We start from the raw sequence: 15,285 nt of genomic DNA, 5'->3' as shown, positions 1-15,285 counted from the left end.
TAGAATCTGACAAAATATTTTATTCATGTAAGAGAAGGAGCTGACACCATGCGTGTATCGAAGGAAGAACTGTTTAATTTAATGAAACAAAAGTTTATGAAAGCGGGATTAAATGAAGGAGCGGCTCATGATGTTTCTGACGTATTAACATACGCTGATCATAGAGGCATTCACTCCCATGGCGCTGTCCGTGTTGAATACTATTCTGAACGAATTGCAAAAGGTGGTATTACAGCAAATCCAAATTACACATTTGAACAAACAGGACCAGCGTCTGCTGTTTTTGATGGGGATAATGGTCCAGGTCACCAAATCGCAAAACAAGCAATGGAAAAAGCGATTGACATGGCCAAAAAATCGGGTGTTGCTGTTGTTGGTATGAAGCATATTTCGCATAGTGGTGCATTAGGTTACTTTGTTGAAATGGCAGCAGAACAAGATATGGTTGCTTTAAGTATGTGCCAATCAGATCCAATGGCCGTGCCATTCGGAGGAACTGAACCTTATTTTGGTACAAATCCAATTGCATTTAGTGCACCATCTGCTGATGGTCGTATCATTACATTTGATATGGCGACAACGGTCCAAGCATGGGGCAAAATTCTAGACGCAAGAAGTAAAAACGAATCTATTCCAGATACATGGGCGGTCGATGCAACAGGTGCACCGACTACGAATGCAAGAGATGTACATGCACTCCTGCCAATTTCAGGTCCAAAAGGGTATGGCTTGATGATGATGGTGGATATTTTATCTGGTAGTCTTCTTGGAGTCCCACATGGTGTACATGTTTCTTCCATGTATCAAGACTTAACAAAAGGACGCGATTTAGGTCAACTTCATATCGTGATTAATCCTGCGTATTTCACAGATTTAGATGCTTTCAAACGACAAATTTCAACGATGCTTGATGAATTAAAAGTGCAGAAAGCGGCAGAGGGATATGGAGAAATTTATTATCCAGGTGAACGCGGTAAGTTAAGAAGTGAGGAATATGATAAGGAAGGTATTGAAATCGTAGACGACATTTACAACTATCTTGTGTCAGACGATGTACATTTCGATCGTTATCACGGAAAAAATAGATTTGCAGAATAATAAAATGGAGGAACATCATGTTATATACAATTATAAAAGAAAACACTTATAAGGACTCCATCGTGTTAATGCTTTTATCAAACAAGTTATCTGCAATTGATGGTGTGAACAAAGTATCAATCATGATGGGAACACCGGCAAACAAAGACATTTTTAAATCGTCTGGCTTAGGCACGGATGAATTAGAAAAAGCCAAGCCAAATGATATCGTTATCGTTGTAGATACTGATCAGGAAGAAAAAGTAGACGAAGTGAAAGAAGAGGTAGAGATCGCATTAAAAGGTGAGTCTGATTCTCAAGACGCGTCTAAAGGCCAAGAAGCACATAATTGGAAACGTGCATTGGAGCTTGCGAACAATCCGAACTTAGCATTAATTTCAATTCCTGGTCAATATGCAGCAATGGAAGCGGAAAACGCACTGAACGAAGGTTTACACGTTTTCATGTTTAGTGACAATGTTGCTAAAGAAGACGAAGCGAAATTAAAACAAAAAGCGCATGAAAAAGGATTATTAGTGATGGGTCCAGACTGTGGTACTGCACTCATTCACGGCGTACCTCTTGCCTTTACAAATAACGTAAACGAGGGCGATATTGGTATTGTTGGCGCATCAGGTACAGGTATTCAAGAAGTGACAACAATCATTGATCGCTATGGTAAAGGTGTAACGAACGCTCTTGGTACAGGTGGACGTGATTTATCGACGGAAGTTGGTGCCATCACCATGTTAGATAGCATCAAAGCATTAAACCAAGATCCGAAAGTAAAAGTGATTACTGTGATCTCCAAACCACCTGCAGAGGAAGTAAAGCGCAAAGTATTAAACTTATTAAGAAATATTGATAAACCAGTTGTTACATTATTTTTAGGTGACAAACCTTCCTATCAAGAAGAGAACATCTATCATGCTTATACCCTAGAAGAAGCTGCAGTTGTAGCTGTCCAATTATCAAATGGGGACCAACCAAATTTCAAACCGACAACAGCTGAAAATGTAAACGTTTTATTAAAAGAATCACAAGTTGGTATAAAAGGTTATTATTCAGGCGGTACATTAGCAACTGAAGCAGCCATGCTAGTGAGAGATGCTTTCAAAGATACAATAACGGAAGAAAAGAACGATCGTTATATTTTAAAAACAAAAAATCATGAAATCATTGACTTAGGTGATGATGAGTATACAAAAGGTAAACCACACCCGATGATTGATCCTGAAAATCGTATCGCAGTGCTTGAAAAATCTGTCAACGACCCTGAAACAGCCGTAATCATGATTGATAACGTCATCGGTAACGGTGGTCATGCAGATATGGCAGGTGAACTAGCACCAACAATCAAACGTTTATTGGACAATGCACATCAAAATGGTCGTCAACTTGCAGTGCTTGCAACGGTTGTTGGTACTGCACAAGACATCCAAGGTTACGATAAACAAATTGACACTTTAAAAGAGAGCGGAGCCATTATCTGCAAGACAAATGACCAAATGGTTCGTACGGCTATCCAACTTGTAGGCGGTAAAGTGGAACTACCAAGTGTTGATGTACAAAAATTTGACTATACACCAGAAAACTTAGCGGTAGATGAGAAAATTATGTCCTTCATCAATTTGAAACCAAGTGTTATTAATATTGGTCTAAAAAGCTTTACAGAAGCTGTTCAAAACAGTGGCTCTGAGTGTGTCCAATTTAACTGGCGTCCAATTGCTGGTGGTGATGAGAAGTTAATGAAAGTACTTCAATTCTTAAACTATTATGAAGGAGGTACAATCTAATGGGTTACAGAACAATAAATGAAGCGAATGAAGCCGTTATCCAGAAAATCATAGTAGCAGCACCTTTCTTAACGGATGTTGTACCTGCTAAGTCTGTGATTCCTGAATTAGAAGATTACGTGTTATTACACGCTGGACCTCCAATTAAATACGAAAACATGACAAATCCTATGCAAGGTTCATGTGTTGGAGCAATCTTGTTTGAAGGATGGGCAGAAGACGAAAAGGGTGCACGTGACTTACTTGAAAACGATAAAATCAAATTCATTCCCTGTCACCATGTAAATGCAGTTGGGCCAATGGGTGGCATCACTTCACCTAACATGCCAGTACTTGTCGTTGTTAACAAAGAAAGTGGGAACGAAGCGTACTGTCAAATGAACGAAGGGATTGGAGCCGTATTACGCTTTGGCGCCTACAATGAGCAAGTAATCAACCGTTTACATTGGATGAAAGATGTATTAGGTCCCGTATTAAGTAAAGCGTTAAAAACATTTGACGAAGGCTTGAATGTTAACGTATTGATTGCTAAAGCTATTGCAATGGGTGATGAATTCCACCAACGTAATATTGCAGCGTCACTTGCATTTTTAAAAGAACTATCTCCAGTCATTTCAGCATTAGAAGACGTTGACAAGGAACAATGTACAGAAGTAATCCAATTTTTAGCAGACACAGACCAATTTTTCTTAAATATTGCAATGGCGACTGGTAAAGCGATCATGGATGCAGCACGTACAATTGAACACGGTACGGTTGTTACGGCTATGTGCCGAAACGGTGAAAACTTTGGTATCCGTATTGCGGGGATGGGAGACGAATGGTTTACGGCTCCTGTTAATACGCCGCAAGGATTATACTTTACTGGTTATTCTGCAGAAGATGCAAACACAGATATTGGCGATTCAGCCATTACAGAAACAATCGGTGTTGGCGGAATGGCGATGATTGCAGCACCTGCAGTTACCCGCTTCGTTGGTACAGGAGGATTTAATGATGCGCTTGAAATAAGTAATCAAATGACTGAAATTTGTATCGGCGAAAACCCGAACTATGTCATTCCAACTTGGGACTTCAAAGGCGCATGTTTAGGGATCGATGCACGGAAAGTTGTTGAAACAGGAATTACACCAGTCATCAATACAGGGATTGCCCATAAAATTGCGGGTTATGGTCAAATTGGTGCTGGTACAGTCCATCCGCCAATCGAATGTTTTGAGAAGGCAATCACGGCATATGCTGAAAAGCTAGGTTTTAAAGGATGATATTACAAGCAAGTGCGGTTGGTCCAATCGCACTTGAATTATTGAATGAAGGAAACACCTTTACCGTGCACAGTATTTTTGAAAAAGGTTTGAATATGGTTGATAGAAATGGTGAATTGATATTCGCTGGTACCGACGAAAATGGGACATTTCCGTTCGGGATCTTGCTTGATCGTCAAACTAAACAAACGATAAAGACTCATATTAGAGTAGGCGATACATTAACATTTCATAATAATCGTCTATTTCATAACAGTTTTGAAATGGTGTTTAATGTAAAAATACTACCGTTATATATGGATTTTGAACATGCAAATATAAATAGATTAAAAGAAAATTTCAAATACATTTCATTTGCATCATATGAATCAACAGATTTTGAACGAGCACGTGTGTTGGCCTTAATCAATAGATTACATGATCCAACCCAAAATCTTGAAAAGACATTCCGTTATTTTATTGGACGTGGACAAGGTTTAACACCAACTGGTGACGATATACTTGTCGGCATATTATACGGGCATTTTCTAAATAATTTTATCGAACATAAACATCTTGAAACTTTAAAAGCTTTAATCAAGGAACCTTTAACGACCATTGTCAGTAAGCGCTTTTTAACTTGTGCTTTAGATGGTGTATTTAGTTCGAAGATTACAGCATTACAGCATGATCCATCCTTAGAAAGCATGAAAAGTCTAATAGAAGTTGGCTCTTCATCTGGGATGGATACGTTATATGGCATTTATATGTCGGTAACTAAGGAGTGAAAGAAATGGGGAAAAGCGTAGTTATTGCATTGGGCGGCAACGCAATTTTACAGCCAAAGCAAGAAGCAACTTATGATAATCAATTCAAAAATGTAGTGTCTGCTACACGCCATATGATTGAAATGAAACAAGCGGGGCATAAAATCGTCATTACACACGGCAATGGTCCGCAAGTGGGAAATATTATTGCTCAAAACGAAGCGGCTAAAAATGTAGTCGAACCACTACCAATCCATGTTTGTAACGCAGAATCACAGGGGTTCATTGGTTATATGATGGAAACAGCTTTAAAAAACCATATTAATGAACGAGGCATTACTTCAAATGTGGTGACATTGTTAACAATGGTTGAAGTCGATAAAGAGGATCAAGCATTTGAAAATCCGACTAAACCAATCGGTGTATTTTTTTCAGAAGAAGAAGCGAAACGTTTAGAAACACAAGGCTATACAATGTTAGAAGATGCAGGGCGTGGATACAGACGAGTTGTACCTTCACCAGAACCACAAGTGATTCATGGTATAGACGAAATTAAACGTTTAATCGATGATACGATTGTTATTTCATCCGGTGGTGGTGGTATCCCTGTATATCGTGAAGATACTGGTCAATTACAGGGTATTGAAGCGGTGATTGATAAAGACCGTTCAGGATTAAAGCTTGCCCAACAGGTAAATGCGGAAGTTTTCATGATGTTAACAGATGTACCAAATGTCTATATCAATTTCGGGAAAGAAAATGAGCAGAAATTAAGCCAAATTACAATAGAAGAAGCTGAACAATACGTTGCAGAAGGACAATTTCCACCAGGTAGTATGCTACCAAAAATGCAAGCAGCTATTGAATTTGCAAAATCAGGGAAAGAGGCAATTATTTGTTCATTGGATCAAGCAGTAGCTGCATTAGAAGGAAAAGCAGGTACACGCATAACACAATAAGCTTATTTATAAGTATGATTCAAGGACCGTCTTTGAGTAAGTTCAATGCTTACAAAAGTTCTTGTTAGCTGCAGAACAAAGAGAATAACTGGACAACACCTTAAAAAGCGCAAGAAATCAATTTTAGAAACGTTGATTTCTTGCGCTTATTTGATATTTATTATTCTTTAGTTTTATCTTCTTAACTAAAGTCGTACTAATAGAGAAAATATTAAGCAATAAAGGTTCATTTGAGTCAAATGCAGCGTGTGAAGAGTTACTATTCCGTGTTCACTTTTTTGTAGGAGGACTAGCTTCTTTATACCAGGACTGGTTCGCAGGGAAATTTGAATGCACTTTAGAAGAACTAACCGAATCCGTTAGCCGTATGATGATACAAGGGTTTCAATCGTATACTTTTAAATAAAACGACCTTCCTGTTTGGTTTATAGTGCAAGAAAAGAAGTTAGGGTGTCATTGAAACAACAAATCGAGGGCTACCTTTATATAAAAGGATAGTTAGCTTTATTAAGATGGTAAGAGGCGAAGAAATTCGTCTCTTTTTCATTGTACACTCGGCATACGTAGGAATTATAGGGTGGAAGGTTCAGAAGCGGGAAGACAGTGGTAGTGGTTAGCCGATAGCAATGGGCCTGTGGTGATGCGGAATCAGAAGGCAAAGACATGCCTGAGGAACACAAATCTCATAGAAGCTTGGGATGACGGGTGAGTGTCCACTATCAACACGAAAAATGATCTTAGCGTGAATGCAAAGCTCGCTGTCTTTTTTAAAATTTTTTAAGAAAAATGCTAATTTCTCGGGGTTCGAACAAATGTTCCTATCAAGGTGAATTCTAGCTAAATAGGGAAGTCAGTAAGTTAGAGTGCTGTTTAACTTGTGTCCAACAATCGGACCATTTAATAAAGTATAATAAAGTAATACATTAAACATAGGAGTAATATGAAATAATACATGACAAATTGATTGGAGGAGTAAAAATGCAAGGCTTTAAACGCTACTGCTCGTTTGTAATTCTTATCTTGTTGTTAACAGGGTGTGCGGGTGTGGAAAAAGATAAAACGTCCTCAAATGCGAAAATAACCATTGAACCATATAACATGAGTGAAAAAGAAAGTCTGCTTATTAGCAAATCAGGAGTAGGGCATATTGAATTTTTTAAACTAAATGGCACTTTAGCTGAAGATGATGATTTGCAAATCTCAGTGGAAGTATTTGAAAAAGGTAAGTTTAAAGAAGAATTGCTAAAAACCTGGGATAACCCCGAAAAAAATTATAAAGATATTCTCATTTCGTTTGGAATAAGTGACTTTAACGATGAAGTTCGTCCCTTAAAATTGATATCTGGCATACCTTCTGGGCTTGCTACAACGAATTATTCAAATAACATGACGACTTCTTCTTTCAGTAATTTAGTAAGCGAAAAGGTTACTTTAAAGAAAAACAAACCTGTTTATTTAGCGGCATGGCTAGGCACTACAAAAAATGAGCTGCGTTCTGTAGGAAGCGAAAATGGCGAATTACCTACCGGCATTGCAGAAGTTGAGCTCGCATTTTTATACAGAGTTTTATGGACTGATAAGGAAAAGAATTAACATTAGCAGTAATCGGGCCATTTGATGGAGTAAGACTTCCAAAAATAATGAATATATATGTTATTATTTTTAGAGATTGTGAAGAAGATAAACGGTACAGAAATGGGGGTTTTTTCGAATGGATATGTTGCAACAAGTAATAGATAAATTTAAGTTGAATGTGTTAGCAGTCGAGAACGTTCCTCAGTCTTTTAGTTCGACTGTATATAAAATCAAGCTAATTGATCATCGTACGGTATATATAAAAATTCCTTATTCCCAAGCAAAACTTGAACGTGAGTATACTGTACTTAAACGATTACGCAATGAGCTACCTGTACCAGAAATGTTAGACTTTTGGGAAGGTAATGAGGATGTCACTGGTGCTTTATTATTATCCGCAATTAACGGTGTGCCGATTACAGAGAAAGTGGATACAGCTTTAGCTTATGATATCGGAGTACACCACGGAATTCTGCATGCAATCGTTCCAAATGTGCAGGATTTCAAAAGTTCCGTTCCCAATGTATATGGTCAATGGTCTGAGTTTATTAAGCGACAATTTTATTCCTTTGCAGAAGATGTAAAAGAAGTGATTGATCCTCGTTTATACGAACAATCATTGAAGCATTTTGACCGTCAACTGAAATTACTTCCATCTCCAGACGGACCTAGTTTTATACATATGGATTTTCGACCAGGTAATATTTTAGTTCATGAAAATCAAGTAGCCGGCATCATTGATTTTGAAAGTGTCCGAATTGGCGCAACCGAAATGGACTTTACAAAAATTAATCGTGATATTTTCATGAAATATCCTGGAACAAGGGATGCGTATCAAAAAGGCTATGAGTCCATTCGTCCACTTATTGATTTACAAGAAGTTTTACCGTTTTATCGCTTTATCGATGCGTTTAATTCAATTGGTTGGTGTAAAAGAAGAGGTATCGAAAAGCATCAAACTTTTTTACAGGAGAATTTAGCATATTTAAACGTTTTTTTTACGAACGAGGGATAGTTGAAAGAGAATTATCAAACGTCAATAACTGAGGATCCATGTATAAAGCTCTTTCTCATATTTCATTATTCAACAATCGGGAGCTATTGTTGAATAAAACTAGATTTTCAAACCACTATTATTGTTTTATTGTTATATTTTTTAGTATAGTGAAGTACCTTATACGAAAATTAAATAACTTTATTGTCTTTTTACATTTTCTTTATCAGTAGGATCTGTTTTAATTTGAACTATACCTTATAAACTTAATCAACTTATAAAATGGTTCCAGTATTGTTCTGGAGCCACTTTATTTAGGATCGCTTGCTTGCTAACAGGGATTTGAAAGAAGTAGAAGAAGTTTTTTTCATGTAAGGGTAATTAGTTGAATGATTTCTTAAGTCGATTCTCTTACATAATAATGCTAAGAGTAAAAAACTAAGAGGTGATTAAATGGGGACTTGGGGAAAAGGGATATTTGATGATGATACTACTTGTGATGTGAGAGATGATTTTATTGATTATTTGGAAGAAGGAAAAACCGTTGAGGAAGCAACTCAAATAATCTTAGAAGAATATTCGGATGAATTTAGTATTGAAGATGACCTGGAAGTAATGTCTTTAGTATATATCGGTTTAGCAGCAATACAACTAGATAGAAAATGTCTTCAAGAACAAGTTTGTAACAATGCTATTGGTTTAATCGAACGTGGTGCAGATCTTGAACTTTGGGAAGAAGCAGATCAAAAAGGTTATGAAGAACGGAAAAGAGTATTGAGTGAGTTTAAACAAAAACTACTTAATTATAAGTTATAAGGACTGTCAATAGACGGTCTTTTTTTATGCCTTTAAGTGTCGCAACTCAAGAGTTGTGGATTGGATCCTTCTTCAACGAACGGAGCAGGATAGTTGAAGAAGAATCGGGAAAGATACTTATAAAGAAAAGGTAGGTGGGTTTTATTGAAGAAAAAACTCTACGTCCTTTTTTGTATCCTATTTCTCGTAAATATTACTGTTGTTTTTGCGAAGCAAGAAGTACCTAACCAAGATTTTATTAATAAGTATTTTTTTGATGTTAATTTAATTAATTCAGCTAGCCAAATGACTGAAACAAAGAAGAATATCAATCAACCTTTTTTGGAACAATTGATGAAACATTCATTAGAGCATAATGATGTCCATAACATTAAAGTTGAAAATAATTCTGGACTTCAGCGTGTTTTCAGTATCAATGATGGTTTTCAAGAACGTGTACTCAGAAAAGTGGTTTACTGGCTTAATAACTCTGTCCGAGTGAATGGAACAATCGAGGTATCTTTAGATAATCCATCCAATAAATTGACGTTAAAAATGGCAAATGATGAAGAGATCACCATTGAACCCGCTTATATATGTGTAGTTGACAATAAACGCAAAACCTGCACGGCTAAAGAAGGGAAATTAATCGTTTCGGGAAACGGAAAAAAAGTGCGATCAAAGTCACAATCTCTTTATGATTGGCTCATGGTTGGCTGGAGAAAAGAATTGGACGAAGCTACTAAAGAAGAGTTACTTGAAGAAGCACTGTTTACACGTTATTTATATCATTTGGGCCCATCTTATTCGGAATTTTTTATGTGTCCAAAAATCAAAATTGAACCCATTAATGGAGATCCTAGGAGACATCTCATTTTTGCCAGTGCTTTAAACTATTCAGGACACCACGGAGGAGATTATGATAAACTTACTTTTTCTGTAAGGGACTCTAACCTAACAGGGTTACAAGTGACAAACGTAAATATAAAGAAACATATTTCGCAAGAAGAAAGCGAAAAACAATGCCGAACGTTTGATTAAATATAGTTCTTACGAAAAGGGGTGTTTCTTTCTGCGAAGGGAGCACGTTTTTTTATTTGAGTTAACAAAGTGATAATAAGTTTGTGAAAAATTGTACTTAAACGAACGGGGTGCTTTAGTTAATTATTCGATTTATGAAAAATCAAACAAAAAACAGAGTTGATTCTACACATTTTGTAGATTAACTCTGTTTTTATGTTATATCATCAATATTTTTTTAGAAAACAGCCTAAAAGAAATATGGCTATCAGGTGTCGAATGGAAAAATTCAGGGAATACATTTGTTATAATTATTGAAATGGAGGCCCATGCTCACTTTTTTTATGAGATGGAAAAGGGGATTTAAAATATTTTATTTTGAACTTGAAGCCTAGTTCAACCGTTTTACTGTAACCGATGTAGTATAGATATTAAACGCCTCCGTTCAGTTAAGACATTCTATCCAACTTGTTAAAGACTATTGATAAAGAGATACATGGCTATTTCGAATCATACCGTGTTATGAAACAACAAGATGAACAATAAAAATGTTTAAAGGAGAGAAAATAAAAAATGAGTGTAGAAATTTATAACGGAGAACGTTCTGAAGAAAGTGTTCAATTTGAAAAATTGTTAACTTCCGAAAGTAATAAAAACAGTTTTTCTTGTATTGAAAACACCAAACAGTTTGTTAATCAAATGGGAACTGAAAATAGAAAACCTTATGTTATTGGGGATGATGTTCAATTTTTAAGTGATGTTAAGGAGCGGGCATTCGAGGACATGCAAGTTTTCACACTAAATGACCAAGAGTCCCTACAGCAAAAAGTTATTTTATATATACATGGTGGTGCTTGGACAAATCAACCTTTAAATCTCCACTGGTTGTTCATGGATAAAATGGCGCAATCTTTAAATGCAAAAATCATTGCTCCTATTTATCCTAAAGTACCTCATTTTAACCATAAAGATACTTACACAAAAATCCTAAACCTTTATAAAGAAATTCTTGAAACGGTCGAAAGTTGCGAGCAATTAACCATCATGGGAGATTCGGCAGGCGGAAATATATCACTTGGTCTGGCTCATCTTTTAAAAATGAACCATTTACCTCAACCGAAAGATATTATTTTATTGTCTGCATGTGTTGATATGAGTTTTGAAAATCCTCATATACCTGAATATGAAGAAAAGGACCCGATGTTAGCTAGTGAAGGAATGGAAGTCATTACAAAGATTTGGGCAGCTGATAAAGATTTAAAAGACTCATTAATTAGTCCAATTTACGGTGATTTTAAAGGACTTGGGAAGATTACTCATTTTATTGGAACACACGAATGTTTATATCCAGATGCAATAAGACTGGATGAAAAACTAACAGAACAAGAAATTGAAATCAATACCTTTGTTTATCCTAAAATGAATCATGTGTTTGTTGTTATGCCAATCCCTGAAGCTCTAGATGCTCAACAGAAAATTATTGAAATAATTTGTTCGTTGAAGGAAATGGAGAGTTAACTGTACATGAAGCGGCCATCAGGGGGAAGAGATTCTAAAAATTGCTATGACCATAAAGGCGTGTCACAAAGTTCGTGACACGCCTTTTTTCCATATTATCCAATAGTGTAGGGTAGTAAAGATAATTAATACGCCTTTGATTTTTTGTCATTAAGCACGCTTTGAGTCCTTTGATTGATTAAGTTTAGGACTGTAATATACTTTTGAAAATCTTCAGCTGTAAATTGCTCGAGGTTCTTCAAATGACTCCGATATTCCTCTAAATCTAGATTTTTATGATATTCATAAACTATTTTGCCTTTTGGTGTTAATTCAATATGGAATTCTCGATAATTGTCCAGATTTCTATATTTAATTACTAGACCCTTTTTAATTAGTTTATCAACCATTTGAGAAACAGCACTTTTTGTGCAATTTTTAATTTCTGCAATTTCAGAAGTAGTGGTTTTTATTTGATCTCCAATTAAGTTGAGTGTATGAACTTCTATCATATACAATTCATCTTCTGTCCCATATTTTCTTGGAATATTTTCGTAGGAACTAATCAGTCTAGATGTCTCGTAAATCGTTTCCATTAGCTCATAAAAAATCTTCTCTTTATCCACAAAGCATCTCCTCCCCATAATTGGTAGCCAATTTAATTTAATTTTAACATATAGAAAATCTATATTTAACTTTCGTTTTGAATCTAATTAATTTTGTAAATATTCTGAAATTTAGGTTGACGATTTTACAGTTAAGGTGTTAAACTGAGAAAAATTTAATCTAAACGTGTCGAAAATTGCGATAAAGTAGAAAGTTGAATGCGACAAGAGGTGGGGAGAAGCATTGAAATATAATTTTGATGAAGTAGTTAATCGCAGAAATACTTATTCCTTAAAGTGGGATGGTAAAGATTTAATTAAAACAATTGGTTATACAGAAAGGTATGACTATGAGACCATTCCGCTATTTACTGCAGATATGGATTTACCCGTACCGCAACCATTGATAGATGCACTACATAAAACAGTTGATCATCGTATTTTTGGATATTCTGTTTTTCCAGATGAGTACTTTGAATCAATTCAGCATTGGTTTAAAAAGAGACATGACTGGACCATCAAAAGAGAAGAGATTGTATATAGCCCTGGAACTGTACACGCCTTGGATATAGCTATAAAAGCATTAACTAAACATGGTGAAGGTATCATTATTCAACGTCCTGTTTATCCGCCGTTCACAGCTGCGATAGAAGGAAATGGAAGAGTTGTTCGAAATAATGCATTGAAATGTGATGCTGAAGGGTATTACACAATTGATTTTGAGGATTTTGAAGCAAAAGCAAAAGAAGAAAATACTACAATGTTCATTCTCTGCAGTCCACACAATCCGACTGGTAGAGTTTTAACTTATGAGGAATTAAAAACGCTTTCAGATATCTGTGAGAATAATAATGTAATTATTGTAGCTGATGAAATTCATGGGGATCTCATTAGAAAAAAACAAAAATTTATACCCATCGCAAAAATTGCAAACAGCTCGGATCATATCATCACATGTACAGCCATTAATAAAACCTTTAATGTTGCGGGTCTGCACTGTACAAATGTTATTATTTCAAACCCTGAGATTAGGAAAATCTTTAGCGACACAATGGGAATGCAGTTACCATCACCGTTTACAATTGCAGCCCTTATAGCTGTCTATAACGAAGGAGAAGAATGGTTAGCGCAAATAACAGAATATATTGACGACACAATCGAGTATGTGAAAAATTTCATAGGTAAAAAAATGCCTACAGTCAAAGTTAGGATCCCTGAAGGAACATATGTGCTATGGATGGACTTTAGTGGATATGGCCTTTCAGCTCAAGAGATTCATGATCGTATCTATAACAAAGCCAATGTCATACTTGAAGATGGTCACTTGTTTGGAAATGAAGGTAAAGACTTTCAAAGAATTTGTATCCCTTCACCAAGACCACTTATAAAAGAAGCACTTGAAAGAATCGCTTTAGAATTCCAAGATATCGAATCCAATAATCAATCAGAAAGGGAGTATATAAAATGAAAACGATCGAATTTAAGCTTAATGCGTTAAAAGCTGCAAAAGAAATAGAAGACTATGTAATTTGACACCCTGAGATTGGATTACAGGAAGTACGGACAATGAGAGTAGTTACAGATGAGTTAACTAAATGGGGCATTCATTACGAAATTGTCCAAGATGGTGGAATTATTGGTTATATTCAAGGGAAACAACCGGGAAAAACTTTAATTCTTAGGGCAGATTTAGATGCACTGCCGATGAAGGAAGAGGAAAATAATTTAAAAAAGAAAAAAGTAGTATTTTCAGAGTATGATCAAGCTGCTCATACTTGTGGGCATGATGGACATACAGCGATGCTTTTGGGTGTCGCGAAAATCTTGGCTCAACACCAAGACAAAATTAAAGGAAGAGTGTTATTAGCTTTTGAACAAGGCGAAGAAATGGGTGGTGGGATTTATAATCTCTGTAAACGATTACACGAAATCGGAGGAGATGGAATTTGGGGTATCCATTTAAAAAATGATCTTCCGACTGGGAAAATATCTGTTGATCCAGGTCCAAGAATGGCTGCTTCTTTTGTTTTTGATGTCTTAATAAAAGGAAAAAGTGGACATGGTTCAAGACCAGATTTGTCAGTTGCTCCATTAGACTGTTTTACCGATTTTTATAACAATTTAAGAGCAATGAGGTTAAATACTTTAGACCCTTTTAAAACAATTACCTATTCAATTGGAACGATTAATTCAGGTTCCGCAGCAAATATAATTCCAGAAAGCTTACAGTTCTCAGGAACAGCTAGATATTTAGATTTTAACCAAGGAACCCATGTAGCAAAAGAATTTAAGAGAATCCTTGAAAAAGTCTGTGACCTCCATAATTGCACCTATGAATTTATTATTGAACCTAAAGAATCGTATTTAATTGTCTACAATCAAAAAGATTGTGCACAAATTGCGATCAATGCGATGAAAAATGCAATTGGTACAGATGCATTACAGTCAATCCCTGCTTGGATGGCATCAGAATCATTTGCGTTTTATGAAAAATACTTCCCAGGTGTGTTTGCATTCGTAGGAATACAAAACCTCGAAGAAGGGATTGGGGCCGAACACCATAATGTTTACTTTGACTTAGATGAAGATGCTTTAAAACTAGGAGTGGCGGCTACTGTACAATACACAATTGATTTTCTAGATAATGAAAAACAAGTTCATTTTACTCCTGATAAAAGAGATATAAATAGTCTATTTATTGATAACGGGTTTCAGCGATTAATTAATAAATAAAAAGGAGATAGAAAAATGACAAAAAAAAGGCTCTGCTATTTGCTCTCGTTCATTGCATATTTCGGAATGCCATTAGGAGTTCCTTTTATCAAAAGTGCCGAACCATATGTCCTAGGTCTTCCATTTTTATTATTTTGGATGGTTTTATGGATCTTTTTAGGAACAGGGTTAATGATTATCGTTCATCGTATAAATCCTAATGCAAAAGAGGAGACGGAATAAT

Annotated in this window: 14 protein-coding genes; 13 read left to right on the top strand and 1 reads right to left on the bottom strand. The window is 35.8% G+C overall.

The window, feature by feature from the left end:
- The first annotated feature begins 48 nt into the window (after positions 1–48).
- From allD to ABH966_RS05385, 10 genes are all read left to right on the top strand, one after another.
- Entirely contained in the window at positions 49–1,098 is a 1,050-nt protein-coding gene (gene allD, locus ABH966_RS05430) for an ureidoglycolate dehydrogenase (protein ID WP_370076477.1), read from the top strand.
- A gap of 17 nt (positions 1,099–1,115) precedes the next feature.
- Positions 1,116–2,873, top strand: coding sequence for an acyl-CoA synthetase FdrA (locus ABH966_RS05425; protein ID WP_370076475.1), 1,758 nt, complete (start codon positions 1,116–1,118; stop codon positions 2,871–2,873).
- A complete protein-coding gene (locus ABH966_RS05420; RefSeq protein ID WP_370076473.1) occupies positions 2,873–4,138 on the top strand; it encodes a YlbE family protein in 1,266 nt (421 codons plus the stop codon). Before ABH966_RS05425 ends, ABH966_RS05420 begins: the two co-directional genes overlap by 1 nt.
- The gene (locus tag ABH966_RS05415) at positions 4,135–4,905 is read left to right on the top strand and encodes an oxamate carbamoyltransferase subunit AllH family protein (protein WP_370076471.1); all 771 of its coding nucleotides are present in this window, start codon (positions 4,135–4,137) and stop codon (positions 4,903–4,905) included. The genes ABH966_RS05420 and ABH966_RS05415 overlap by 4 nt, the downstream gene beginning before the upstream one ends.
- 5 nt (positions 4,906–4,910) lie before the next feature.
- Complete coding sequence (gene arcC / locus ABH966_RS05410; RefSeq protein ID WP_370076469.1) at positions 4,911–5,843, top strand: carbamate kinase; 933 nt, start codon at positions 4,911–4,913, stop codon at positions 5,841–5,843.
- Positions 5,844–6,821: 978 nt separating this feature from the next.
- Entirely contained in the window at positions 6,822–7,436 is a 615-nt protein-coding gene (locus ABH966_RS05405) for a hypothetical protein (RefSeq protein WP_370076467.1), read from the top strand.
- Positions 7,437–7,554: 118 nt separating this feature from the next.
- Positions 7,555–8,433, top strand: a complete 879-nt coding sequence (locus tag ABH966_RS05400; RefSeq protein ID WP_370076465.1) for a phosphotransferase family protein — start codon at positions 7,555–7,557, stop codon at positions 8,431–8,433.
- Positions 8,434–8,865: 432 nt separating this feature from the next.
- The gene (locus ABH966_RS05395) at positions 8,866–9,228 is read left to right on the top strand and encodes a DUF4259 domain-containing protein (RefSeq protein WP_370076463.1); all 363 of its coding nucleotides are present in this window, start codon (positions 8,866–8,868) and stop codon (positions 9,226–9,228) included.
- A gap of 144 nt (positions 9,229–9,372) precedes the next feature.
- Entirely contained in the window at positions 9,373–10,248 is an 876-nt protein-coding gene (locus ABH966_RS05390; protein WP_370076461.1) for a hypothetical protein, read from the top strand.
- A 552-nt stretch (positions 10,249–10,800) separates the two neighbouring features.
- Positions 10,801–11,745 (top strand): alpha/beta hydrolase fold domain-containing protein, encoded by a 945-nt coding sequence (locus tag ABH966_RS05385; protein WP_370076459.1) that lies wholly within the window; start codon positions 10,801–10,803, stop codon positions 11,743–11,745.
- A gap of 125 nt (positions 11,746–11,870) precedes the next feature.
- Here the strand turns inward: ABH966_RS05385 and ABH966_RS05380 are convergent, their stop codons facing one another.
- Positions 11,871–12,350, bottom strand: coding sequence for a MarR family winged helix-turn-helix transcriptional regulator (locus ABH966_RS05380; protein ID WP_370076457.1), 480 nt, complete (start codon positions 12,348–12,350; stop codon positions 11,871–11,873).
- A 223-nt stretch (positions 12,351–12,573) separates the two neighbouring features.
- Here ABH966_RS05380 and ABH966_RS05375 point away from each other — a divergent pair, with 223 nt between their 5' ends.
- The 3 genes from ABH966_RS05375 (at position 12,574) to ABH966_RS05365 (ending at position 15,284) form a co-directional block, all read left to right on the top strand.
- The gene (locus ABH966_RS05375) at positions 12,574–13,797 is read left to right on the top strand and encodes a MalY/PatB family protein (protein ID WP_370076455.1); all 1,224 of its coding nucleotides are present in this window, start codon (positions 12,574–12,576) and stop codon (positions 13,795–13,797) included.
- Between the two features lie 74 nt (positions 13,798–13,871).
- On the top strand, positions 13,872–15,062 hold the full coding sequence (locus ABH966_RS05370; RefSeq protein ID WP_370076673.1) for an amidohydrolase: 1,191 nt from the start codon (positions 13,872–13,874) through the stop codon (positions 15,060–15,062).
- A 15-nt stretch (positions 15,063–15,077) separates the two neighbouring features.
- Positions 15,078–15,284, top strand: coding sequence for a DUF3311 domain-containing protein (locus ABH966_RS05365; protein WP_370076453.1), 207 nt, complete (start codon positions 15,078–15,080; stop codon positions 15,282–15,284).
- Position 15,285: the final 1 nt, after the last annotated feature.

Source organism: Lysinibacillus sp. RC46, assembly GCF_041262385.1.
Taxonomy (GTDB): Bacteria; Bacillota; Bacilli; order Bacillales_A; family Planococcaceae; genus Lysinibacillus.
The sequence above is the reverse complement of the archived record's forward strand: the minus strand, read 5'-3'. Positions and strand labels throughout refer to the sequence as shown.